A 24,110-nucleotide genomic window follows, 5' to 3' on the forward strand; every position below is an offset into this window, starting at 1 on the left:
TCTTAATGGGTTTAGACAGACCTAGATTGATTTTAAAGAATACATTCATCTAAGTCCGTTAGACTCATTTATTATAGCAATTATTAAGTTCATCTACCATACGTGCTAGTGACACTTTTTTAACAGGCACGTCTGGCAACGCTTCTAGAAATTTCTTACCGTATGATTTTGTTTCAATTCTTCGATCTAAGATAATGAAAAACCCAGTATCTGTAGATGAGCGAATCAGTCTTCCAAAACCTTGACGTAGTCTCAGAATTGCTTCAGGTAATGCATACGCAGTGAAAGCATTTTTCCCCATCTGGTTCAGTAGGGCAGTTTTTGCTTTAAACACAGGTTCAGACGGAGATGAGAAAGGTAAACGCACGATGATAATCGCCGATAATGAGTTACCTGGGACGTCAACACCTTCCCAGAAACTATTTGTACCGAACAATACCGCTTTTTCATACTGACGGAATGATTTCAACAATCGATACCTACTACCTGAGCTGATTCCTTGAGCGATGAGTGCATAGTCTTCCAACAATCCGCTGTCTGAAATGAGTTCGTGGGTTTGGTTCAACATATCTTGTGAGGTAAAGAGAACAAAAAGTCTTCCCTCAGTTACCATTACCGTTTGGACGATTGCCTCTGCCACTTCTTCCACGTATTCTTGTTGTGCGACTTGTTGAATGTTCGGCATATCATCGACGAGAAAAATCTGAGCACCTGTATAGAAGTGTTCAGGTGCAAGCAACTTCAAAACGGGAACCTCAGGGGCAACACCTAATTGCCGTGCAACAAAGCGCTCATCACTTTTCACTGATAATGTCCCAGACGTCCATATCACACCTTTTTTCTCAGTGAAAAATGAATTCAGAGAATTACGGATCACGGGTGCGCTATCAATCGGACTTTTAATAACTGTAAGACTTCCCGGGATACTTCTTTGGTCTTGCTCCATCCAAACGGTTCCATCCGTTTCGTTTTCAAGGAATAATTCGACCCATTCTCCGATTTTCACACGTAGCTCATCTATCCAATAATGCCATTCCGTAAGAATCGCTTGTTCCTTATCGGAAAGACTTTCCACTTCAATATCCAATCGTTTGACATATGTCGAAGCTTGCTCAATAAAGCTATTCATCGATTGAAACACAGTTTCAAATACAATCCGATCCGCTGAAATATCCTCCAAAGCGACATGAAGTCGACTACCCTTTACATGACCTCTTTGAACAGATTCTGACCCTATTAACTCATGAATGGCAGCGTCAAAAGCAGAAGAGAATTTTTCGAATGCTGTCAAAAGGTTTGAACGCTCACGTGAACGATGTAATCTCTTTCGTATGAGGATCTCTTCGATGCGACGACTAATTTGGTCATCTGCTTCCGAACCGATTTGCCCCAATACATATTTCCAATTCGTATAGGAGAATATGGTTTCATTTGTTTTATAGGCAGCGTGTATAAACTGATGGGCTTCATCGACAACGAGCCCGCAAGATTCCTTGACGATTTGTTCCTTACTGGTCCCCTCACTGAGAAGTAATGCATGATTCGTGATGACAATATCTGCATGACGGCAATTTTCCAAAGCGATTTGATGATAATCGACTCCAACTTCATCATCTGCAAGAACCGAAGACCGTTTGCGTATACGATCGATGTACAGCATGCCGCCACCTGAAAGATTAAGTTCGTTGACATCCCCCGTCGTGGTTTCCGTCAGCCAAACTAGAAGTTGCATTTCAGTGAATATATTGTCATAACTCGATTCGCCACTTAACAACAGTTCAGCAAACTTTGCTAAGGAGATATAATTTGAACGCCCCTTCAGCACGGTAGCTTGAATAGGAATCGATAGTGCTTTCGAGACGACGTCAATTTCTTCATCCATAATTTTATCTGCCAAATGGTTCGTGTACGTACTCACAATGACTGCTTGTTTAGTTTCTACTGCACGAATGGCTGCAGGCAGTAAATATGATACTGTCTTTCCTATTCCTGTAGGAACCTCAACCATGATTTCCGTTCCTGTACGTAAAGATTTCCAAGCTGCATCCATGAATTCCAGTTGCGCGTTTCTAGATTCGTAGGACGGATAAGCTTGAATGAGCAACTGATCTTTTTCGTCTTGACTAATTGGATAGGCAATTTCTCTCGGTTTAAGGTTTTGAATGAGCTCGGTCTTCTGAAATGGGATGCCCCGGAAATGAGAGAGATGCGGGTGAGACGTTTTTTGACGTGCTTCTACTAGCGCTAAATAGAATATTACAGATAGATCTGTTTTCAACGAAAAAGAGCGCTTATGTAAACGAGTTATAGTTTGTTCAGGAAGCAATTTTACTTTTTCAATGCATTTAAGTAATAAGTTGGCTGTCGCTCTTGCATCATCATCTGCACGGTGAGCAGCTGTCAGTTCGATTCCAAGTTCTTCTGTCAATTCTTTTAAACGATAGCTGACAGCCGATGGAAACATGATTTTCGAAAATTCCACTGTGTCGATTTGTTTTCCTTGCCAATGAGGAATTCCACAACGTTGAAACTCTTTTTGCAGAAATGTTAAATCAAAGTTCGTATTGTGTGCGGCAAAAACCCAACCCTCTAACAAGTCTCTCACTTCTTGCGCAATTGCTTCAAATAATGGTGCATCTTTTACCTCGGCGTTCGTGATATCCGTTAGTTCTTGTATAAAAACAGGGATTTTTTGACCGGGATTGACAAAGCGGACATACTCGTTTGTGAGGATGCCGTCTTCAATGAACATGATGGCAATTTGAATAATCCGGTCGCCTTTTTCAGAGGAATGACCAGTTGTCTCCAAATCGACTACTGCAAATTTTAGATTTTCCATGGATTCATCAACTTCCTGTATCGGTTTCCTACTGCAGATTGTACCATATATTCAGTCTAGGCTCTAAAGGAAGGGTACGAACATGACAAAAAATAAAAAAGCTATCCAGAAAGTCAGTAGATACTGATTCCGGATAGTCAAGTAGTTATATGTTCGAATGGAGTGTGTGTTTCTCAACACAATTCACATAGAGTTTATCAAACAATGACGCCGTGGGATTCTTGGATGATTTGTTGTATTTTGTTGTACTCATCCATGAGCAAGACCGTTGGAGCATGATGTTGTGCTTCTTCATCCGTCATGAGAGCATACGCAAGTATAATAACGATATCTCCTGGTTGGACGAGCCTTGCAGCAGCACCATTAACGCAGATCATGCCACTGCCACGTTTCCCTGGAATGGTATACGTTTCGAATCGTTCTCCGTTGTTATTGTTGACGATCTGTACTTTTTCATTAACGAGGATATTGGATGCATCTAGTAAGTCTTCGTCAATTGTAATGCTTCCTACATAATTCAAATTGGCTTCTGTAACGGTAGCGCGGTGTAGTTTACTTGTAAGCATAGTACGGAACATGATTCAGCCTTCCCTCTCAAAGATGATATTATCGATTAAACGAGCTTTTGGAAATTGGACAGCGCATGCAATGATTAGATTTTTCGACTTAGCGGTCGGTTCTTCCAATTGTGGATAAGTCAGTATTGATATATAGTCAACGATTCCCGATGTCTTTTTCTCAAGTTCATCTGTGACAAATTGTTTAACCACATCATTTGCGACCCCTTCAAGGACTAAAACTTGCCCCTGTTGCAACGTTTCATATATTGCTGGTGCTTCGTTCCGTTCTTGGTCAGAAAGATTCACATTCCTTGAACTTTTTGCCAATCCATCTAACTCCCGAACTGTCGGAACGCGAACTATGGTTGCAGGACAGTTGTAATCTCGGAAAAACGTCTCAATAATTGCAAGTTGTTGCGCGTCTTTCATGCCAAAGTATATATTGGTTGGTTGCACGATGTTAACGAGTTTCAAGACCACTTTCAACACGCCATCAAAGTGACCTGGACGGGATGCTCCGCATAACTGGTCTGCCAGAGGACCTGGAACTATACGTATCCCCCCGTCAGTTGGATACATTTCTTCTACCTCCGGACAAAATACAATGTCCGCACCCGCTTGCGCAGCAAGTCTTACATCAGCATCCAAATTGCGAGGATACGCTTCAAAGTCCTCCCCTGGTCCAAATTGAGTAGGATTTACGAATATACTAACTGCCACGCAGTCATTGTTCTTTTTCGCTTCCTGTATTAAAGCAACGTGACCTTCATGAAGAAATCCCATCGTCGGAACAAAACCAATTGTCCGATTCGATGCTTTCATGTCTTGCTGCCATTCAATCATTTTTGAGATTAAAGCTGTACATTGCATAGTAGTCGTATCAGTCACCGGTTTCCGCCTCCATACAAATTCACCAATTCTTCTTCCTTCATCGTAAACTGATGCTGAGTGTTAGGAAACGCCCCTGTTCGCACAGCATTTGTATATGACGTAATTCCATCTTGAATAACTTTTCCAGCATCACTAAAGCTTTCCGCAAATTTCGGCAGATGGTGTTCTCCATATTTTACGAGATCATGGAATACAAGTACTTGGCCGTCTGCTTCTGCACCTGCACCTATTCCTATGATCGGAATACTGACTGCTTTCGTTAACTTCTCAGTCAACTGATGAGGGATACACTCGACAACAATCATGCATGCACCTGCTTTTTCGCACAATATCGCATCATTCACCAATTTGCGTGCAGCATTCGCTGTCTTTCCTTGTACTTTGTAACCTCCAATAACAGATGCCGATTGAGGAAGTAAACCTAAATGGGCAACTACTGGGATCCCTGTATTCGTAAGTAGCTGAATTGTCTCTAATACTTCATCGGCTCCTTCAACTTTAAGCGCGTCTGCACCCGTTTCTTGAAAGACCCGAATTGCTTCGTTAAGAATTCGATCTTGTGATCCTCTAAACGTACCGAAAGGCAGATCGACAACAAGAAACGTATCTTTCGCACCACGCCTAACCGCTTTTCCGTGATGAACCATATCAGCTGAAGTCACATATACAGTTGATGGATATCCCAGAACGACCATTCCAAGAGAATCTCCAACTAGCAAAATGTCAACATCCGATTTTTCAGCAAAAACCGCTGTAGGGTAATCATATGCTGTCATCATCACAATTTTGTTACCCTCAGCTTTCATCCGTTTTAATTCCGTAATCGTTTTCATTGTTCTTCTCCTCTCCTATTCAGGAGAAAACCAAAACATAAAAACCCTTCTAGTCATAAAAAGACAGAAGGGTTGTGTAGGATATCGTCATAGGTTTCCTCCGTCCCTGTCAATATGATCAAGGCAGATTTATTTAATTGTATTCACGAACTGGTATTACAGGTGCGATTCTATATGATATCGCCCTTCTCAATCACTATAACACCCAAAGTGGGTAATTGCCAAATGGTTTTTAATTGTTCAGATAATGTTAATATCAGCTGAATAGATTCCTCGTATAGTTCCGTCGTCAAGCACTACTTCAAGTCGTCCGTCTTCTGAAATGCCTCTAGCAGTCGCTTCGTAGGTGTCTTGTAACGTCGAGATTCGAACACGTTTGCCGATTGAGTCTGCGTAGCTTTCCCAAAGGAGTTTAATCGGTGCGAATCCCTTATCGACGTATAACGCAACGTATAATTCTAAATAATCTAAGACTTTCGCTACCAATTTTGCGCGGCTAACCGGTTGCCCTTCTTCAATACAAAGAGATGTGGCGATTGAACGAATCTCCTCCGGGAAATCTTCTGACTGCTGATTAACGTTCATGCCGATACCAAGAATGATGGCTTTTACACGATCCGGATCTGCTTGAAGTTCTGTCAGAATTCCTGTTAGTTTACGACCATCCACCAAGATGTCGTTCGGCCATTTTATAGTAGGCGTGACATCCGTCAGTTCTTCGATAGCTCGTACAATAGCGACTGCAGCAACAAGCGTCATTTGAGGTGCTTGCTGCGGGGTTAACCTAGGTCGTGTTATAACACTCATCCAAATTCCCTTTCCTGCAACAGATGACCAGGGACGAGATAATCGGCCTTTGCCTGCGGTTTGCTCATCAGCAATAATAACAGTCCCGTCGGGTGCACCATTTTGTGCTTCTTCGTGCGCAAGTATTTGTGTCGATGGGCACGTTTCAACATGCCGAATGGCACGTCCATAGTTTTCAGTTTGTAAAAACTGTTGTACCGCCGCTGGACCTACTGTATCTGGTGAGTCGATTAAGTAATATCCTCTTTTTCGAATCGAACCAATTTCATACCCTTCACTTTCAAGTTCTTTTACATATTTCCAGATGGCGGTACGAGATACACCATACTCATCCGCCAATTGTTGTCCTGACACTGGATTGTCTTTACCTGCCGACATCCGTTTCAGCAACTCACTTTTTACATTCGTATTCATGTAAAAACCATTCCTTTATCGCATTCTGTTCGTTCGGAATTACTTGATATAGGACAGCGTGTTCAATGGCTTGAATCGCTTCACCAAGCCATCTTCCTGCTTTTTTATCGGTCCATTCCATCAGCTGTTCACCTTTCACAGCTAATTCTTGCTTGGAATGGATCGGTAACCCATTCATTGCTAACTTAATCTCGTTTTCATCAATCATTACTTGATGTGTGAAAGCGACTATCATCTTTTCAACAGACACCAACGTCGAATACTCGGCTGCGTAATAATCATCGATTGTATAAGCGCGCTGTTGTCTAATTTCAAAGAACTTTTGTATCGATTTCAGATACAACCGTTCCTTGTTTGATAATTTATATGCTCTTACGACCTCGGATGCATCGAAGTCACCAGCAATCATCAATGACGCCCACCCCTCAAGTGAATTTCGGAATGGGGCACACTGTAACCACGTATCTTGCCGCTCGGGAAATAAGGGAAGTGCCTCTGACAAATTTGTTTCTGCTAGTAACTTCAAAGCATCGTGAGCAAATGTACCTTGAAACAATTTATCGAATTCGCTTTTAATCCGCTCCACAGAGAGAGTTTTAATAGTACTGGCCAGCGCTGTAATCGATTCTTTTGTCGAGTATTCCAATTCAAATCCAAGCACAGATACAAACCGGACTGCCCGAATCATTCGAAGCGCGTCCTCATTAAAGCGTTCACTTGCATTCCCTACTGCCCGGATTGTTTTCGTCGACAAATCTTCCCTACCATTAAAGGGATCTACCACTTCTCCGTCAATCCGAAGAGCGAGGGCATTGATGGTAAAATCTCGTCTTTTCAAATCTTCTTCTAAAGAAGTTACAAAATGGACTTCATCCGGTCTCCGATTATCTGAATACGTTCCTTCTGTACGATAGGTCGTTACTTCAATAGGTTCTCCTGATTCAATCACCAATACGGTGCCATGCTCTGTTCCTAGGTCTATTGTGTTCTTGAAAACAGATTTTACTTGTTCAGGGGTCGCTGAAGTGGCTATATCGATATCCGTTGGTTCTTTACCAAGAAGAAAGTCCCGAACAGCTCCTCCTACAAAAACAGCTTCATACCCGAATTCGTTCAAACGAGTGATGACTGTACGGCTTTTAGTAGTTCCAAACATATTAGCATTCCTTCTTTTGCAAGTCATAATAAAGCTTTTCATATTGTGCGACGATGGTGTCAGATGCGAACTTTCCTTTTACAGTTTTCATCGCGTTCTCTTTCATCTGTTGATGAACATCACTGTCACTCAAAATTCGTAGCGTTTTTTCTGCTATCGCATCGGGGTCGCCTATAGGCACTATATGACCATTAATCCCGTCTTCGATTACTTCAGGGATTCCTCCTGCCTTTGTACCGACTGCAGGAACTCCACATGCAAATCCTTCTAATAATACAAGTCCGAATGCCTCTTTTTCAGAAGGAAGTACCATGACATCACTGAATGATAAAAGTTCTGGCAAGTCATCGCGTTTCCCTGTAAAAATCACATTCTCAGTAACGCCAAGCATGTCCACCAACCTACGAATTCTTGGAACTTCTGGACCCTCTCCCACTAATAGAAGTTTGGAGGGAACTTTTTCTACAATCTTCGCAAATGCACGAATCAGATCTGGAATCCTTTTGACACTTCTAAAATTCGAAATATGAATGACTACTTTTTCATCCTTCTTAATATCAAAATCCTCTCGTAATGATCCACATTCAACAGGATGGTACGTATCTTCATCAATGAAGTTATAGATGGTAATAATATCTTTTGTAGGCTCTATTAGCTCTATGGTTTCTGTACGGAGGGAGTCAGAGACCGCTGTTGTAATATCAGATTTATCAATTCCATATTTAACTGTATTGCGAAGTGCAGGATCGTGTCCGAGAATGGTCACATCCGTGCCATGTAACGTCGTAATAATTCCGATATCCGATTGAATCATGTCTTTCGCCAACACTGCTGAGACTGCATGTGGAACCGCATAATGAACATGGAGCAAATCTAACTGGTGCTCTTCAACAACTTGACCGATTCGATTTGCGAGTGCGATGTCATACGGAGGATACTTGAATACTGCATATCCATCGATTCTTACCTCATGGAAATGAATATTCTCATGAGGTTCGTTATATCTAAACGGAAGGCTAGACGTTATAAAGTGAATTTCATGACCTTTTGCAGCCATTTTAATAGCGAGCTCAGTAGCTACTACTCCCGATCCACCTAAGGATGGATAGCATATGACACCTATTTTTAATCGTTCCATCCCATCATCCCTTACTTATTAAGATTTCATTACGTTATTTACAAATGTATGGTGCTCTTGTTTATCAGTCCAGTCGATTGATTTCCGAAAGGCTCGATTTCAATCCAATAAAAACAAGGAGAGTTTGATGTGACAGATAAAAGTCTTGCTATTTTGCTCTCCCCACAAAAACTACCATGTAGAGTGCATCACACTCTTTTGTCCAACAGTATTAGATGAGTTCTTCTAGCCCATTGATAAATTGATGTTGACCCATAGACTCACGCACAGCAAGAAGAACACCTGGCATGAAGCTTTTGCGGTCAAACGAATCGTGGCGAATTGATAATAACTCACCCTCACCACCAAGCAACACTTGCTGGTGTGCAAGCAATCCAGGCAAACGGACACTGTGGATTTTCATCCCTTGAACGTCAGCCCCTCTTGCACCATAAGCGTTCACTTGTTCGTCTGGATGTCCCTGTAGGTGTGGTGTCCTTACGTTTGAAATCATATCAGCTGTTTTAACAGCAGTCCCTGAAGGAGCATCCAACTTTCGGTCATGATGCATTTCAATAATTTCAACATCACCTAGATAATGAGCGGCTTGTGCAGCAAACTTCATCATCAAAACTGCACCAATTGAGAAGTTAGGAGCTAAAATACAAGATAGTTCTTTTTGTTCTCTCAACATTTTCAACTGATCGATTTCTTCCAGTGTCAAACCTGATGTTCCAATAACAGGACGGATGCCAAGAGTAAGCGCCTTTCGAGCATTCGGAAAGACCGCTTCTGGATCCGTTAAATCGAGAAGTACATCCGGCCTCTCAATTTCTGCTAGTTCAGCAATAGAAGTATATACTCGAACTCCAGGTGAATACTCTTTAAGTGTCCCCTCATTTATGTACCAACCATCGTATTTATAGTCAAGAGCTCCTACAAATTCCATATCTGGAGCTTCCGTTATTGCAGCTGCTGCAGTACTTCCCATTCGTCCACGGGCACCTGCGATTGCGACACGGATTGTCATTAGATTTCCTCCTTTTTAGTCCAACGGTCTGCGTCACGTGTTTTAAACTTATTAAGAACTGTATCCAACGCTTCCGTCAACTCTATTCCTTGAGCGTTTGCAAAGCAAATGAGTACAAATAACAAATCACCTGTCTCTTCAGTTAGAGTGCTCGCGCTTTCAGAACTCTTCTTTTTCTTCATACCATGTACATGCTGAACTTCCCGTGATAACTCACCTAATTCTTCTGTCATACGGGCTATGAGCTCCATTGGCGGAAAGTATCCTTCTTTAAAGCTTGAAATGTATGCATCCACTTCTTTTTGCATCGTTTTCATTGTTTTCAATTCACTCATTGTCGCTCACACCTTTCTTTCCTTATCGTATTCATTCATCTTACTATTGTCAAAATATATTGGATGCCTGATAATAACACTAGTGCTTTTAGGAGAGTGATGAGATGTTCAAGGATATAAAGTTTAAAAATTTGTTTTTCATTGTACTCGGAGCTGCCATTTTCAGTTTTGGACTCGTTCATTTCAATATTCAAAACGAGTTAGCTGAAGGCGGTTTTACAGGGATTACACTACTTCTGTTTTTCGCTTTTAAATGGGATCCTGCGATTATGAACTTAGTACTTAACATTCCTATGTTCATCATTGGATGGCGTATGCTCGGAAAACGTATATTTACTTATACCGTCGTGGGGACGATTGCCGTTTCTGTTTTTCTAAAGGTGTTCATGAAGTATCAGATCGATATCCACCTCGAAGGGGACATGTTCCTCGTATCGTTATTCGCAGGTATCTTTATCGGTGTTGGCCTTGGAATCATTTTTAGATTCGGAGGTACTACAGGCGGTGTAGACATTATCGCACGTCTCGCTCAAATCCATTGGGGATGGAGCATCGGGAAAACGATGTTTATGTTCGATGCTGTCGTCATTCTAGTCTCTTGGTATGTGTATCTCGATCATCGTTCAGTGATGTACACGCTTGTTGCGTTATTTGTCGGTGCGCGAGTCATTGACTTTGTACAGGAAGGCGCATACGCCGCAAGAGGAGCGTTCATCATCTCGGATCATCAAGATGCGATTGCAACTAAGATTGCTCTTGAGATGGATCGTGGAGTGACAGTGTTCAAAGGGTATGGCCACTTCACAAAAGCGGATCGCAGTATTTTGTACTGCGTCATCGCGAAGAACGAAATTATGAGGATGAAAAATATTATCACCTCGATTGACCCACATGCCTTTGTCTCTGTTTCAGATGTCCATGATGTGATGGGAGAAGGCTTTACGTTAGACGATAAGAAACAACCGATTCCAAGATAAAAAATGCCCAACGCTAAAATTTAGCGTGGGCATTTTTTGTTTAGTCACGGTTTAAGAAAATTGTTACAAGACGTAACAATTCAAGTACCGCCACAGCAGCTGCTGCAACGTATGTCATCGCGGCTGCACTTAAAACTTTTTTCGCATGGGGTTCTTCTTCGTTTCGAATGATCCCAAGTTCTACAATTTGAGTCATTGCTCGGCTAGAAGCATTGAATTCAACAGGTAATGTAACAATCTGGAAAACAACTCCAACTGCCATCATAATAATCCCGATTCCTAGTAAACTGTTCAAACTCGAGAAGAGTATGCCCGCCATGATGAAGAACCAGCTAGCATTTGAAGTGATTCCAGCTACAGGAGCGAGACGATGTCTAAATCTAAGGAACGTATAAGCTTCCTTGTCTTGGATAGCGTGACCGACTTCGTGAGCGGCTACAGCTGTTCCAGCGACAGATGCCTCGTGATAGTTTTGACTCGATAATGCAACTATTTTTGTTACTGGATTGTAATGATCACTCAAAACTCCTTGAGTTTCTACAACTTTTACATCTTGAAGGCCATTATGGTCTAAGATTAGACGAGCGACTTGTGCACCAGTCATTCCAGATGTTGAACGAACTTTTGAATACTTGTTATACGTACTTTTTACTTTGAACTGTGCATACAATGGCAACAAAATTATGATGCCTAAATACACTAAGAAATTCAACGGTCCTCACCCTTTCCCTACTCCCTATTTTAATGTGCTTGAAAGTGACTCGCAACTTTTAAGGTGCTTAACGGATTGGCTCTGTTACAATTTTATGACGACGCTTCCAATTCCATACCGCTAGTAAAATACAAGCAATGGATAACCAGAACGTGAAGTAACCGATAGTATCCATCATCTTCATCAAGTCCCCGTAGATCGGCATTTGTCCAAAGACATAATCGATTACATCATTATGTAATGTCCAAACAGCTGCTATTAAGATCGAAATCATTCCGAACTTATACTTATTCCAATACAATACTCCCTGAAGCGCCATTGCCCCATGAGATATGACGAGCATCCATCCTGCAGGACCAATTGTACCCACTTCGTTCAATGTCAGCAGATTCATAGCCACAGCCCATATTCCATATTTCACAAGAGTAATAAGGGCGAGAGCTTCAAACAACCTGAAATTTGTATTCAATAACCAGCCGATGATAGCAAAGCAGAAAAACAAACTGGCAGTCGGACTATCCGGAACGAATATCCAATAGATCGGCTCTGTAATTTCAAGTTGCCACATGTACCAATCATACCCGTATACCGTTCCAATGATATTGATAAACAATAAAATCCATAGGAACGATTTGTTGAACAGAATCATTCGTATCCAAGTTAGTGCAAATTGCATACCCATCACTCCATACATTGCAGAATCCATTTATATGTATCAAAAAAGGAGTCAGTTTCCTGACTCCTTTAAGTTATTCTTTTCCTAGATTCGAGATGAACTCAGCCATAGTCGCCAAGTCTTCGTCGGAACCATCCCATTGACCTGCAGGCATTGTGCCAATACCGTCATGGGCAATTTTCTCAATTTCTTCCGGTGCAAGTCCAGTATCCGTTAGTGGAAGACCCAATCCACCTTGGAACTGATCACCATGACAACCGATACAGCTGGAACCTGTATAAATCTCATAGCCCGGAGCCGTTTCGTCAAATTCAACTTCTTCAACGATAGCACCTTGAGCTGCTGCTTTCTCCCAGTCATGGTTCACAACAGATTCCCATGTCAAGTAGAAAATAGCCGCAAATGCAAGAAGCATGAATCCTGTTGGCAACGGACGTTTCCAAGGACGACGTTCTTTAGAAGTATCCATAAATGGAACGAGCATAAGTGCACCAACAGCAAGTCCAGGAACAACGATAGCTCCAATGACGTTAAATGGACCGGACGCAAATTCATACTTCAGCAACTGGTACATAAACAAGAAATACCAGTCAGGAAGAGGAATATATGTCGTATCGGTCGGATCCGCTTGTCGCTCAAGCGGTGATGGATGCGCTAATGTAATAATCAAATACCCAGTTAAGAAGATTGCTCCAATCATCCACTCTTTCAAGAGGAAGTTTGGCCAGAAGGCTTCCGTCTTACCCGGATATTCGGAATAGTCTTTAGGTGTGTTGGACATTCGATTCGTTTTAATACGTGAATCTCCAACGAATTTCATACCTTTTCCGTGCTGCATCTTGTTCCCTCCTTAGTGAGAAATCAAGGACTTCCGTATATTTTACAATGGTCCGGAAATACCTTGTCTTCTGATCATGATAAAGTGTGCTGCGAGCAATCCAAGAAGTGCTGCAGGCAGGAAGAATACATGGATCGCAAAGAAACGCGTTAACGTTTGAGCTCCAAGAATCGTAGCATCACCTGCAAGAAGGATCTTAATCCACTCACCTATAAACGGAACAGAACCTGCAATCTCAATTCCTACTTTTGTAGCAAATAGTGCTTTCATATCCCATGGCAATAAGTATCCAGTGAATCCAAGACCCAAGATGACAACGAATAATAGAACGCCGACAACCCAGTTCAATTCACGAGGCTTCTTATAAGCACCTGTAAAGAATACACGTAATGTATGTAGGAACATCATTACAATTACGAGAGAAGCTCCCCAGTGGTGCATACCACGCACGATTTCTCCGTATGCAACTTCATTTTGAAGATAATAAACGGATTTCCAAGCATTTTCAATATCCGGTGTGTAATACATTGTAAGAAACATACCGGATAAGATTTGGATTACCGTCACGAAGAATGTCAATCCTCCGAAACAATAGATGAATGCAGAAAAATGATGTGCGGGGTTTACGTGTTCAGGTACTTCATGATCAGCGATATCGCGCCAAATCGGTGTGATATCAAGCCGTTCATCGACCCAATCATAAATTTTGTTCATCAATTTGATTGTACCCCCTGACTATTTAGACTAGTGTGTTCGGCATTGTTTTACCGAGATGGACGAGACCGTCAACAACTTCAACTTCATACTGATCAAGTGGACCAGTTGGTGGAGTGCCAGGAACGTTCTTTCCGTTCTTCTCATAGCGGCCACCATGACAAGGACAGAAATACTCATTAGGGTGGGTATCATCGCCTGCCCAGTTCACTGTACAACCCAAGTGTTTACAAACAGGGGATAACGCGATAATTTTATCGCCAGCTTTATAGACCCAAGCAGTGTTTGAAACGTCTGATTTGTACCAAGCGTCTTTACGATCTTTGATCGTATAATCGACTCGGATAGGCGTTTCTGTTACATCATCCGCTTTTTGGTCAGTTGGGACAAAATCACCACCATCTGCTGATGCTAAAACCGGGTCAATTGCAAAGCGAATCATCGGCATTGCTGCTGCTGAGACCATGAATCCGCCGACACCCATCAATGTGTAGTTAAGGAATTGGCGTCTAGACACTTTGCTGCTCATTCATTTCCCTCCTCTTACTCCAAAGTCAGTCCAACGGACATACTTTTGCTAATTGTTAATACTAGGACATATCTATAATATCCTACCACCACTTGAAATTCAATGTTGCATTTAAATGGGTTTTCTGTTTGTGAACAAATGATGAATTTTTCTCAATTACAATTCACAATTCCTTCTACTTATTTCCTATTTTCTCCATTCATCAGTTAATTGAGGTAAAAGCTGCTTCAATTGATCCTCTAAAATAGATTGTTTTAGACGATCGTCCATATTTTCGATTGGAATCGAGGGAAGCCACAATACGGTTCCTGTTGTTGCAATGCTTGTCCATTGAGAATCCGTTGTCAGGAAAAAAACATGTTTAAAAGAGGATTTTGAGAAGTCATCTGACAACACTTTACCAAATTGTTGTAGCCCCATTGACGGTGTATATGCAAAAGGCGGCGCAACCATAATTCTTCCTTTGAATTGCAGTTCTATATAGTCGACTAAATTCATTAAAAAATCAGTTGATGATGCGCTTGCTTTCATACTCTCTTCAACTGTCTCCACTTTTATAAGCGGTACCACCAATGTATCTATGTACTCTTTTTGCTGCAAAAACAAATTCATGTCAGAAGCGTTCCAATTCATCGAATCCAACCTTTCATAGAGAAGAACGACTCCATCACATAAGATGGAGTCACCGTTCTTCAAATACTTTCAACTCGTTTAACATCGCGGATAAAGCCAAAAATTGCTTCTCATCATTTGCATCAAGGGCTTCATCTACATACTTCATCAACGTTTCTTTAGTCATCGTTGTTACACTTTCATTTAATAACTTCTGAGCAATCTGTCGATCACGCTCACTGACTTGCTGATCCATTGGAAAATAAGGATTCTCTTCAAGCACACTCGCATAGTGTGGCGAACTGTTGCTTTTGAGGAAGTTAAGCTGAATGAACATTTTTTCATCCGGATGCAAACGCAGATCATGAAACGACTTCTCCGCATCTGTCGTCATTAGACTCCCTTTGTAAAATCTGAAAGGCACACCATTCGAGTCAGTAGTCGAAATCACCATCGCTCGCGGACAAAAATGCGCGTCATCTGTAAAATGAACATTTCTCAAAATCTTCTCATGGCTTAGTAAGTAATTCAAAATCCAGACACATTCCCGGCGCTTTAAACGATAGCGCTTTAAAAACCACCTAATGAAATCCTTTTTGGCAGCGACAGGAATCATGGCTTCCATCTTACGCCTCCTCTTCTTCCTGATCCTCTAGAAATGATGTCCATTCAGGATGATCCGGTACAAGCATCACCAGTTCCTTTACAATGTTCATCGCTTCTGGTCGTTTCCCTTCTTCTAGTAGAAATTTGGCGTATCTTTCTAGAAATTCCGGATCTTCCTTCATGCCATTGTATGCCTGAACGTAAGAATCGTATGCCTCCGCATAACGTTCCAGATTTTCCTCAGCATACGCTTTAAATGCAGCTAGTAAAGGGATTTCCAACTGTTCTTCAGATGTATCTTGAAGAAGTTCTAGTAGGTTTTCGTGTTGTTCTTGTTGTTCAAACAAAGAAGCTAGTGAAATGCGTGCTTCTACGTACTCGGGATCTAAAGCTAGTGCATCTCCCAAATAGCGCTCTGCATCTTCAGGTAGCCCTAGCTTCAGTGCAATTTTACCTGCCGCAAGATGCAGCTCTTTGTCGAATTCGTCTCTGCGTATCCCTTCTTTGAAGAAAGAGAACGCTTTTTCACTTTCATCTAGTAATAGACTTGCCTGCCCCGCTAGCATATAAGCAGAAAAATAGTCAGGATCCATTTCGATTAACTGATCTAAATGATTCAACGCTGGTTGAGGGTTTCCACTTTGGTATTGGCTATATGCTGCACCGAAAAGCGTATCGGGATGTACATTCCCATACTTTAGTAGAGACTCGTAATAAGGAACTGCTTCTTCATATGCACCACCAGCACTATATGCTTCTGCAATCCGTGATTCAAGAGATGTGCCACCAACTTCATCGTATCCCCGTTCTCTCAGTTGCAAGTAAAGACGAACAGCTTCTGAATATTTACCACTCTCCAGAAGAAGTTCAGCTTTCGCAAAACGGATGACCGGCTCTTCCGGTGCTAGTTCTGCCGCTTCATCAATTTTAGATAATGCAACTTCTGCCATTCCAACCGTTTGATAGTAATCGGCTAACAATAATAACGCCTGCAGATACTCTTCTTCTTCTTTCTGTATATCCGTCAAGAGTAACAAGGCCTCGTCTTCTCTTCCCAATGCCATCATTGCTTCTGCTCGATCGATTTTCAGTTGACCGGCATCCGGCATGTGGGCGAGTAAAGCATCATATAACTGATCTGCTTGAGGAACAAGACCGTACTCCATTAGAAGAGTAGCACTGTCATAAACCGCATCAAACTCGGTGCTTTTTGTGAGTTGCTCAACCATTTCTTCAATAGCTTGCAAATCGCCATTCATAATTATGTTTTCTAACTGTTGTACCTGCTCCATAGTTTCTCCTTTTTTAACACGTTGTATACAATAAGTCCATTAGTGTTTCGATCGAGTCAACGAATTAAGATGTTCGAAAAATCCAGGATAGGAAACATTGATACTGGAAGCATCTTCAATCTGTACAGGTCCTTCAGCCACTAATGAAGCAATGGCAGCCATCATACCCAATCTATGATCACCATGAGAGCTTAATGTTGCACCTTTTAGTTTAGTTGGACCTGTAACACGCATCCCGTCAGGAGTCGGTTCGATGGATGCACCTAGCTTTTGTAATTCAGAACAAACCGCTTCGATCCTGTCCGTCTCTTTCACCCTGAGTTCCTCAGCGTCCTTAATTATCGTTGTCCCTTTTGCTTGAGTTGCAAGTAATGCAATCACAGGTAACTCATCAATCAACCTCGGTATTAGAGAACCACTAATTTCAACTGCACGTAAGTTTGAAGATTCCACTGTTAGCTCTCCATAAGGTTCGCCTTCCACTTCAAACTCCTGCTCAATAGATACATTAGCTCCCATCTCTTTCAATACATCGACAATCCCCGTACGGGTTGGATTGAGTCCGAGATCTTTAAAGGTAATGGTACTTCCCGGAATCATAGCCGCTGCGCACATAAAAAAGGCTGCAGAAGAAATGTCGCCAGGCACTTTCACATTACACGCTTGCAAGGACTGTCCGCCAACAATTGACACAGAGGTTCCTTCTGTTTGGACGTTCGCTCCAAACTGTTGAAGCATACGTTCAGTATGATCCCGTGAGACCGCTTTTTCAGTAACAACTGTTGTCCCATCTGCTGAAAAACCTGCAAATAATAGAGCGGATTTTACTTGCGCACTGGCAATAGGCATCTCATAAGACATGGCTTTGAGATGAGAACCTTTCACCGTCAAGGGTAACGTTCCTGCTACATGATCACTCTCAAATTTAGCATTCATTTCAGTTAATGGGGTTGTGACACGACGCATCGGTCGCTTACATAAGTAACGATCACCTGTAATTTCAGCAGTCACCATCGATCCTGCGAGAATTCCTAGCAATAATCTAGCTGTGGTCCCTGAATTACCAGCATCCAATGCCTCATCCGGATTTTTCCAGCCAGTGATTCCCGGACTTTTAATGGTTACATTTGTTCCACTTCTCTCAATATTCACTCCGAGCTGGGAGAAAATACGGATTGTAGAAAGACAATCTTCGCCGGCAAGAAATCCACTAATAGTCGTTGTACCCTTAGCAATAGCACCGAGCATGACGGCACGATGCGAAATCGATTTGTCTCCTGGGACATGTAAAGTACCATTCAATGCGCCTCCTTCAAAGGAAGCTGTAATCTTATCTATTTTCTCCATAAAAAGCGCCTCCGTCAAAGTATTTGCATAGAGTACTCTGTTTCTTTCTCAAGCACTTGTGCAGCATTGTTCCGTTCCGCTGCAGAGCGGAAGCTGATGACGAGAATTCCATATACATCAGTCCGAGTTTCAACGATACGTATATTAGTCAAACTGATCTCTTTTACAGCCAAAATACGTGTGATTTCAGAAATCACTCCCGGATGATCAGGAACATCTATATGAAGGTCGAATTGCATATATAGAGCGCCTTGAGCTTCGTCCTGTGTAACTGAAGGAAGATTATCGCGAAACTGTTTCGCTTCATCGAAAAATTGTTGAATTGAACTCGGATCGTTGTCAGTTAACATTTCTCGTACCGTATGCATTTCTGTCAGCCATCGATCCAGCTGACCTACTAACTCTTCTTTGTTCTGAACAGTGATATCCCGCCACATAACCGGATCCGCCGATGCAATCCGCGTAAGGTCTCGGAAACCACCAGCAGCAAGTCTTCGCACAAAAGGTTGTCGTTGTTCTTGATAAGAAAGCAAGTTCACAAGAGAGGATGCGATAATATGAGGGAAGTGACTGACTACTGCAGTCATCTGATCATGCTCGGATGCACCTAGCACAGCTAATTTTCCTTGTGTCACTGTTAACAGTGCTTTCATGCGATCGAGGTCATCTGAATGACAACTTTCTTCAGGAGTTAACACATAATAGGCATTTTCAAATAGATGCTCGATAGCTGCCGAGATTCCACTTTTATGGGACCCCGCCATCGGATGTCCTCCAATAAAGGTGATTCCTTTGTCGATTAACCCTTTTGCAGCACTCATGATTGGTTGTTTGGTGCTTCCTGTATCACTTACAATTACAGTCGATTTCATATCCCATGATACAGCTTCATGTAATAGTTGCGCAGTTGCCGCAACAGGCACAGCAAATATGAGAAAATCTGCTTCTTTTGCTGCCGCCTTGACTGATGGCGCGACTGAGTCAATTATTCCTCTTCGGTAAGCTTCATCCGCCGATTTATAAGAACGGTCAAATCCTGTAATTACGACTTCAGGATTTCGTTTCAATGCTAAAGCTAGGGATCCACCGATTAACCCTAGCCCAATGATAGATACGTTAGTTGTCATAGATTTAACCTCTGTTTGTCAATAGTGTTTCGAACGCTTTGAAAAAACCATTATTCTGTTCTTCAGAACCGATAGTCACACGAATTCGATTAGGTGTTCCGAGTAGATCACCACTTCGTACGATATAGCCAAGTTGCATTAACTGATTTGCTGCTTCATTTGCATTTATAGGGACTTCAATCAGGACAAAATTCGCTTCTGATGGATTGATGGTCAGATCATGCTCCTCTGCAAATTTTTCAAAACGCTTTCGCTGTTTCGCATTTTCAAGACGACATTCATCAATGAAGGCCTGGTCTTCTAAAGCATTTTCTGCAGCAAGGAGAGATAGAGAACTTGTATTAAATGGATTTCTAACTTTGTTGAGCTCTGTAATAACTTCAGAAGAAGCAATTCCATATCCAACACGGAAGGAGGCAAGGCCATATGCTTTCGAGAATGTCCGTAAAATCATGAGATTCGGGTATTCAGATAACCATTGAATCGGATTCTCATAACTCTCATCAGTTATGTATTCAAAGTATGCCTCATCCAAAACAGTCAAGATCGTACTAGGCACTTCATCTAGAAACTTTTTCAAGCTATCCGATGGGATCAAGTCGCCAGTAGGATTGTTAGGGTTACAGATCCAGATGACTGACGTTGACGAATCGATTTCTTGTAAGAATTGCTTAAGATCATGTTGTCCACCCACTAACGGAACTTCACGAACTTCCGCGCCTTCAATTCTCGCATTATGTCCATATTGTGGAAACGAAGGTGTTGGCATTAACGTATTCGACTCACGTGTTAAGAGTGCACGACAAATAATCGTAATAAGATCATCTGATCCATTTCCTAAAATGATATTCGATTCATCCACACCTAATTTTTCTGCAAGTTTCGTTTTGAGTGGAGGGGCAGCGGTCTCAGGATACATCTCAATCTGAACCTCTGAATTTGCTAGAAGTTTACGTACCGAAGGAGCACAACCATAAGGATTTTCGTTAGAAGCTAGCTTCACAATTTCTTCTAAGCCGAATTCCTTTTGTACCTCATCAATAGATCGACCTGGTTTATACGGCTTCATAGTTGATAGTGCTGGTTTCCAATTCATGTGCGAACTCCTCCTGTATGATGACCTATTTCTTAAGATCAGGTCTTAGTTTCACTGCATCATTTTGATAGATATGAATGATATCTTGCTGGGCAACCTCTGTATTGACATGCATGAGTACACGTATACACAGGGGCATACCCCCAGGTACGTCCATTTCATGCATACACATCACAGGAACATATGTCCAACCTTCTATTGTACGTACCGCTTTTGCAGGAAATGCGGATTGTACGTCTACAGTTGTAGAGATTAGCACTGACACGATGTCCTCGGCTTCTAAATTATTCTCATTAGCCATTGTTTGAACTAATTGCTCGGTTGCTTCTAAAACAGCTTGTTGTTCATCCTGTCCTACAGTTGTCGCTCCCCTTACGCCTCTTACTGTCATGTTTGCACTTCCCCCTTTATACGTGATATCAATTCATAATACGAGTGTTCACATTGTTTTTCAGAAACTTTTTGGGTAAATGGATTTCCCAGACTCTCGAGTAAAACAAAGACCAATTGTCCTGAGGAAACTTTTTTATCCTTTTTCATGAAAGGTAACAGGGCAGAGAAGTCAACATCCAAAATTGCCTGCAATGGATAACTTGAATGATCAGCAAAGCGGATAAACCTCTCAGTGAATTCAGGTGTGATATCGCCAAATGATTCACTTAACAAAAGGCTATACGCCATACCGATCATGACGCACTCCCCATGACTGACCTTACCAAATCCAAAATACGCTTCAACGGCATGGCCAAGAGTATGACCGAAGTTCAAAAATCTACGCATACCTTGTTCAAATTCGTCTTGTTCAACAATATTAGCTTTAACTTGAATCCCCTTTAAAAGCTCAGAGGATAACACATCCGCAGAAAAGTACGGGAAGTCAGAATTCAAAAGCAATGACTCCGTCCATTCAGCATCGGATATCAACGCATGTTTTATGAGCTCAGCCATGCCAGAGCGAATTTCCCGTTTCGGTAGGGTCGTAAATAGATCAGGATGGAATAGCACACCAGCCGGTTGATGAAACGACCCAACCATATTTTTACCTTCAGGCATGTTAATGGCAGTTTTACCACCTACAGCACTATCATGAGCAAGTATCGTTGTCGGACATTGTAAGAAAGGAATACCCCTCATATAGGTTGCTGCTACAAATCCTGTAAGATCACCACAAGCTCCACCACCGAATGCAATTAGCACAGATTGTCTTGTGAAATTATGCTGTAGCAAAAACGAGTGGCAACTCATGAAACTTATTGGGCTTTTACTCTCTTCTCCCGCCGGAAGGGTATGTAGCTCATGGGCAATCCCAGCAGCCTTTAACGCTTGTTCAAGTTTTTCCAAGTGATATGAGGCAGCGGTCGCATCTGCAAAAACCCCGACTTTATCTGCATTATGAAGTAACTCTTTGTACTCTGTGGAAAAAAGGTCGTACACCTCTTTTCCAATATGAACGTGATAAGAACTGGTTTTGGTTTTTACTTTGAGTTGTTCCATCGCTTAAAACTCCTTTGCATAAAGACGGTATTGCTCGATGTCAGCTTTCAGTCCATCCATCTCAAACGAACGAAATTCTTCAATGATGACTTTTGCTAACTCAGTAGCGATAACGTGTTCTGCAACAACGGATGCAGCAGGAACTGCACATGGATCGGACCGCTCGATGGTTGCTGTAAACGGCTCCTTCGTATCGATATCGACACTTTCTAGCGGTTTATACAACGTCGGAATTGGTTTCATGACACCTCTTATGACAATCGGCATTCCCGTCGACATGCCACCTTCTAATCCTCCAAGGCGATTCGATTTTCTGAAATAGCCTCTCTCTTCGGACCATGCGATTTCGTCATGCACTTCACTCCCGAAACGCTTTGCCATTTCAAAGCCAATTCCAAACTCTACACCTTTGAACGCATTGATAGACATCATAGCTGCTGCAAGACGACCGTCTAACTTCCGGTCAAACTGAGCATAGCTTCCCATACCAGGTGGGCACCCTTCTATTACAACTTCCACCACACCGCCCAAAGTGTCTCCACGACCTTTTGCGTCATCGATTGCTTCAACCATAGCTTGTGACACTTCAGGATCCGCACAGTATACAGGATCAGCTTCTACTTGTGCACGAATCTCTTCCATCGAGAGTTTAGCAGTTGAAGTGGTATCCGCGACAATACCTCCGATTTCGACAACATGTGCAATCGTATTAATACCGAGCTCACGTAAAAATTGTTTTGCCACAGCACCGGCAGCTACCCGCATCGTTGTTTCACGAGCTGATGAGCGCTCTAGTACGTTTCTAAGATCTCGATGTCCATACTTAATGCCCCCGACTAAGTCTGCATGACCAGGGCGCGGACGAGTGATCTGACGTTTAATATCCTCCGGTCGAACATTCTCAGGCAGAGGTTCAACACCCATAATAGATGTCCAATGTTTCCAATCATCGTTCACGACTGTCAACGTCACAGGTGAACCAAGAGTTTTCCCATGACGGACACCAGATGATATAACTACCTGATCTTTTTCAATTTGCATTCTGCGTCCTCTTCCATGTCCACCTTGGCGACGCGAAAGTTCTCTTGTAATCATTTCAGCTGTTAATGGCAATTGCGCCGGTAACCCTTCAATAATCGCGGTCAACTCAGGACCGTGTGATTCTCCCGCTGTTAAGATCCTCATCTCCATATCCCCCTTTTGATACTTGCTGAAATGAACCATTGTTAGCACTTTACCAAACTACAGCAATATTGACTACTTCTTTAAACAAAAAAATCCGGAAATGTCCGGATTTTTCATATTTTCTTATAAAAGAAGGTATCTTCAGATTCAAGACCATAGCGTTCGGGACTAAAAATCTGCTCGGTGCTCCCTACAAAAAGAATCCCTCCAGGTTTCAACGCTTTCGCAAAGTTCGTATAAATTTGATCTTTGGCTTCTTCTGTAAAGTAGATCATGACATTTCTGCAGACGATTAGGTCAAAGTCATTACCATACGCATCATCGAGTAAATTATGTTGTTTAAATACGACAGTTTTTTTCACTTCGTCTGTAACCTGGTAAAACTGGCCTTCTTGCTTAAAAAACCTTTGCTTAACATCAGGAGGCACTTCTTTCAAAGAACGTTCCGGATAGAGACCTACTTTAGCTTTTTCAAGTACTCCATTGTCCAAATCAGTCGCTGAAATTGTAATTTCTCTTAATGGTATGTGATTGGACAGAACCATCGCCATCGAATACGGTTCTTCTCCTGTAGAACATGCAGCACTCCAACACTTTAACTTTTTCGTCTTCTGTAAAAGCTGTGGGAGGATCTTCGTGTTTAACACTTCCCACCGTTGTGAGTTCCTGTAAAATTCAGATACATTTATCGTCATTCGGTCCAGGAATTCATCCATCCTGGTTCGATCAGTACGGATCAACTCAAAGTATTCGGTGAAATTTTTACATCCTCGTTTTTCATAAAGCGATGTCAGGCGTCTTTTCATTTGTGCTTCTTTATAAAGAGATAGGTCGATCCCTGTTTTTTGTTTTACACTGGCGATAAATTTCGTGTAATCGGACAATTGTTTACCTCCATCCATCCAGCAATTATGTATAACAAA

General features: G+C 42.0%; 25 protein-coding genes. 1 reads left to right on the forward strand and 24 read right to left on the reverse strand.

All coding sequences use genetic code 11. The annotated features are described in order from the left end of the window. Positions 1-64: 64 nt before the first annotated feature. The 9 genes from dinG to N693_RS0111185 all read right to left on the reverse strand — a co-directional run bounded on the left by dinG (position 65) and on the right by N693_RS0111185 (position 9,982). Positions 65-2,839 (reverse strand): ATP-dependent DNA helicase DinG, encoded by a 2,775-nt coding sequence (dinG, locus tag N693_RS0111145; protein WP_025784860.1) that lies wholly within the window; start codon positions 2,837-2,839, stop codon positions 65-67. Positions 2,840-3,036: 197 nt separating this feature from the next. Continuing rightward, positions 3,037-3,417, reverse strand: a complete 381-nt coding sequence (gene panD / locus N693_RS20455; protein WP_025784861.1) for an aspartate 1-decarboxylase — start codon at positions 3,415-3,417, stop codon at positions 3,037-3,039. A 3-nt stretch (positions 3,418-3,420) separates the two neighbouring features. Continuing rightward, a complete protein-coding gene (panC, locus tag N693_RS0111155) occupies positions 3,421-4,251 on the reverse strand; it encodes a pantoate--beta-alanine ligase (protein WP_371257563.1) in 831 nt (276 codons plus the stop codon). A gap of 32 nt (positions 4,252-4,283) precedes the next feature. After that, entirely contained in the window at positions 4,284-5,123 is an 840-nt protein-coding gene (panB, locus tag N693_RS0111160; RefSeq protein WP_025784863.1) for a 3-methyl-2-oxobutanoate hydroxymethyltransferase, read from the reverse strand. Between the two features lie 240 nt (positions 5,124-5,363). Beyond that, positions 5,364-6,344, reverse strand: a complete 981-nt coding sequence (locus tag N693_RS0111165; protein WP_025784864.1) for a biotin--[acetyl-CoA-carboxylase] ligase — start codon at positions 6,342-6,344, stop codon at positions 5,364-5,366. Continuing rightward, complete coding sequence (locus N693_RS0111170) at positions 6,322-7,500, reverse strand: CCA tRNA nucleotidyltransferase (protein ID WP_025784865.1); 1,179 nt, start codon at positions 7,498-7,500, stop codon at positions 6,322-6,324. Before N693_RS0111170 ends, N693_RS0111165 begins: the two co-directional genes overlap by 23 nt. A gap of 1 nt (position 7,501) precedes the next feature. Continuing rightward, positions 7,502-8,638, reverse strand: coding sequence for an N-acetyl-alpha-D-glucosaminyl L-malate synthase BshA (bshA, locus tag N693_RS0111175; RefSeq protein WP_025784866.1), 1,137 nt, complete (start codon positions 8,636-8,638; stop codon positions 7,502-7,504). Between the two features lie 211 nt (positions 8,639-8,849). Continuing rightward, positions 8,850-9,647, reverse strand: a complete 798-nt coding sequence (dapB, locus tag N693_RS0111180; RefSeq protein ID WP_025784867.1) for a 4-hydroxy-tetrahydrodipicolinate reductase — start codon at positions 9,645-9,647, stop codon at positions 8,850-8,852. Beyond that, entirely contained in the window at positions 9,647-9,982 is a 336-nt protein-coding gene (locus N693_RS0111185; protein ID WP_025784868.1) for a nucleotide pyrophosphohydrolase, read from the reverse strand. Before N693_RS0111185 ends, dapB begins: the two co-directional genes overlap by 1 nt. Positions 9,983-10,086: 104 nt before the next feature. Here N693_RS0111185 and N693_RS0111190 point away from each other — a divergent pair, with 104 nt between their 5' ends. Then, a complete protein-coding gene (locus N693_RS0111190; RefSeq protein ID WP_025784869.1) occupies positions 10,087-10,959 on the forward strand; it encodes a YitT family protein in 873 nt (290 codons plus the stop codon). Positions 10,960-10,999: 40 nt separating this feature from the next. Here N693_RS0111190 and N693_RS0111195 read toward each other — a convergent pair whose 3' ends face one another. The 15 genes from N693_RS0111195 to N693_RS0111265 form a co-directional block, all read right to left on the reverse strand. Next, a complete protein-coding gene (locus tag N693_RS0111195) occupies positions 11,000-11,671 on the reverse strand; it encodes a zinc metallopeptidase (RefSeq protein WP_025784870.1) in 672 nt (223 codons plus the stop codon). A 67-nt stretch (positions 11,672-11,738) separates the two neighbouring features. Beyond that, a complete protein-coding gene (locus tag N693_RS0111200; RefSeq protein WP_025784871.1) occupies positions 11,739-12,347 on the reverse strand; it encodes a DUF1405 domain-containing protein in 609 nt (202 codons plus the stop codon). 73 nt (positions 12,348-12,420) lie between these two features. Next, complete coding sequence (locus N693_RS0111205; RefSeq protein ID WP_025784872.1) at positions 12,421-13,185, reverse strand: menaquinol-cytochrome c reductase cytochrome b/c subunit; 765 nt, start codon at positions 13,183-13,185, stop codon at positions 12,421-12,423. 42 nt (positions 13,186-13,227) lie between these two features. Then, positions 13,228-13,902 carry a menaquinol-cytochrome c reductase cytochrome b subunit gene (gene qcrB / locus N693_RS0111210; protein WP_025784873.1) on the reverse strand — a complete coding sequence of 225 codons (675 nt, stop codon included), beginning with the start codon at positions 13,900-13,902 and terminating at the stop codon, positions 13,228-13,230. 22 nt (positions 13,903-13,924) lie between these two features. Then, positions 13,925-14,428 (reverse strand): ubiquinol-cytochrome c reductase iron-sulfur subunit, encoded by a 504-nt coding sequence (locus N693_RS0111215; protein ID WP_025784874.1) that lies wholly within the window; start codon positions 14,426-14,428, stop codon positions 13,925-13,927. Between the two features lie 186 nt (positions 14,429-14,614). After that, entirely contained in the window at positions 14,615-15,124 is a 510-nt protein-coding gene (locus N693_RS0111220) for a DUF2487 family protein (protein ID WP_156028914.1), read from the reverse strand. Then, entirely contained in the window at positions 15,111-15,665 is a 555-nt protein-coding gene (locus N693_RS0111225; protein WP_025784876.1) for a ReoY family proteolytic degradation factor, read from the reverse strand. Before N693_RS0111225 ends, N693_RS0111220 begins: the two co-directional genes overlap by 14 nt. 1 nt (position 15,666) lies before the next feature. After that, complete coding sequence (locus tag N693_RS0111230) at positions 15,667-16,938, reverse strand: tetratricopeptide repeat protein (protein ID WP_025784877.1); 1,272 nt, start codon at positions 16,936-16,938, stop codon at positions 15,667-15,669. Positions 16,939-16,977: 39 nt separating this feature from the next. After that, a complete protein-coding gene (gene aroA, locus N693_RS0111235) occupies positions 16,978-18,285 on the reverse strand; it encodes a 3-phosphoshikimate 1-carboxyvinyltransferase (protein ID WP_051508735.1) in 1,308 nt (435 codons plus the stop codon). Positions 18,286-18,299: 14 nt separating this feature from the next. After that, positions 18,300-19,412, reverse strand: a complete 1,113-nt coding sequence (locus tag N693_RS0111240) for a prephenate dehydrogenase (RefSeq protein WP_025784879.1) — start codon at positions 19,410-19,412, stop codon at positions 18,300-18,302. Between the two features lie 4 nt (positions 19,413-19,416). Further along, on the reverse strand, positions 19,417-20,508 hold the full coding sequence (gene hisC / locus N693_RS19210) for a histidinol-phosphate transaminase (protein ID WP_037593161.1): 1,092 nt from the start codon (positions 20,506-20,508) through the stop codon (positions 19,417-19,419). Between the two features lie 25 nt (positions 20,509-20,533). Next, on the reverse strand, positions 20,534-20,899 hold the full coding sequence (gene aroH / locus N693_RS0111250; RefSeq protein ID WP_025784880.1) for a chorismate mutase: 366 nt from the start codon (positions 20,897-20,899) through the stop codon (positions 20,534-20,536). Beyond that, entirely contained in the window at positions 20,896-22,002 is a 1,107-nt protein-coding gene (aroB, locus tag N693_RS0111255) for a 3-dehydroquinate synthase (protein WP_025784881.1), read from the reverse strand. The genes aroH and aroB overlap by 4 nt, the downstream gene beginning before the upstream one ends. A 3-nt stretch (positions 22,003-22,005) precedes the next feature. Beyond that, on the reverse strand, positions 22,006-23,187 hold the full coding sequence (gene aroC / locus N693_RS0111260) for a chorismate synthase (protein ID WP_025784882.1): 1,182 nt from the start codon (positions 23,185-23,187) through the stop codon (positions 22,006-22,008). A 113-nt stretch (positions 23,188-23,300) separates the two neighbouring features. Beyond that, complete coding sequence (locus N693_RS0111265) at positions 23,301-24,071, reverse strand: protein-glutamate O-methyltransferase CheR (protein ID WP_025784883.1); 771 nt, start codon at positions 24,069-24,071, stop codon at positions 23,301-23,303. Positions 24,072-24,110: the final 39 nt, after the last annotated feature.

The organism is Sporosarcina sp. D27, from assembly GCF_000586555.1.
Classification (GTDB): domain Bacteria; phylum Bacillota; class Bacilli; order Bacillales_A; family Planococcaceae; genus Sporosarcina.

Coding starts and splice junctions, on each gene's coding strand:
- dinG (WP_025784860.1), bottom strand. CDS start 2,839: ATGGAAAATCTAAAATTTGCAGTAGTCGATTTGGAGACAACTGGTCAT.
- panD (WP_025784861.1), bottom strand. CDS start 3,417: ATGTTCCGTACTATGCTTACAAGTAAACTACACCGCGCTACCGTTACA.
- panB (WP_025784863.1), bottom strand. CDS start 5,123: ATGAAAACGATTACGGAATTAAAACGGATGAAAGCTGAGGGTAACAAA.
- N693_RS0111165 (WP_025784864.1), bottom strand. CDS start 6,344: ATGAATACGAATGTAAAAAGTGAGTTGCTGAAACGGATGTCGGCAGGT.
- N693_RS0111170 (WP_025784865.1), bottom strand. CDS start 7,500: ATGTTTGGAACTACTAAAAGCCGTACAGTCATCACTCGTTTGAACGAA.
- bshA (WP_025784866.1), bottom strand. CDS start 8,638: ATGGAACGATTAAAAATAGGTGTCATATGCTATCCATCCTTAGGTGGA.
- dapB (WP_025784867.1), bottom strand. CDS start 9,647: ATGACAATCCGTGTCGCAATCGCAGGTGCCCGTGGACGAATGGGAAGT.
- N693_RS0111185 (WP_025784868.1), bottom strand. CDS start 9,982: ATGAGTGAATTGAAAACAATGAAAACGATGCAAAAAGAAGTGGATGCA.
- N693_RS0111190 (WP_025784869.1), top strand. CDS start 10,087: ATGTTCAAGGATATAAAGTTTAAAAATTTGTTTTTCATTGTACTCGGA.
- N693_RS0111200 (WP_025784871.1), bottom strand. CDS start 12,347: ATGCAATTTGCACTAACTTGGATACGAATGATTCTGTTCAACAAATCG.
- N693_RS0111205 (WP_025784872.1), bottom strand. CDS start 13,185: ATGCAGCACGGAAAAGGTATGAAATTCGTTGGAGATTCACGTATTAAA.
- N693_RS0111215 (WP_025784874.1), bottom strand. CDS start 14,428: ATGAGCAGCAAAGTGTCTAGACGCCAATTCCTTAACTACACATTGATG.
- N693_RS0111225 (WP_025784876.1), bottom strand. CDS start 15,665: ATGGAAGCCATGATTCCTGTCGCTGCCAAAAAGGATTTCATTAGGTGG.
- N693_RS0111230 (WP_025784877.1), bottom strand. CDS start 16,938: ATGGAGCAGGTACAACAGTTAGAAAACATAATTATGAATGGCGATTTG.
- aroA (WP_051508735.1), bottom strand. CDS start 18,285: ATGGAGAAAATAGATAAGATTACAGCTTCCTTTGAAGGAGGCGCATTG.
- N693_RS0111240 (WP_025784879.1), bottom strand. CDS start 19,412: ATGACAACTAACGTATCTATCATTGGGCTAGGGTTAATCGGTGGATCC.
- hisC (WP_037593161.1), bottom strand. CDS start 20,508: ATGAATTGGAAACCAGCACTATCAACTATGAAGCCGTATAAACCAGGT.
- aroH (WP_025784880.1), bottom strand. CDS start 20,899: ATGACAGTAAGAGGCGTAAGGGGAGCGACAACTGTAGGACAGGATGAA.
- aroB (WP_025784881.1), bottom strand. CDS start 22,002: ATGGAACAACTCAAAGTAAAAACCAAAACCAGTTCTTATCACGTTCAT.
- aroC (WP_025784882.1), bottom strand. CDS start 23,187: ATGAGGATCTTAACAGCGGGAGAATCACACGGTCCTGAGTTGACCGCG.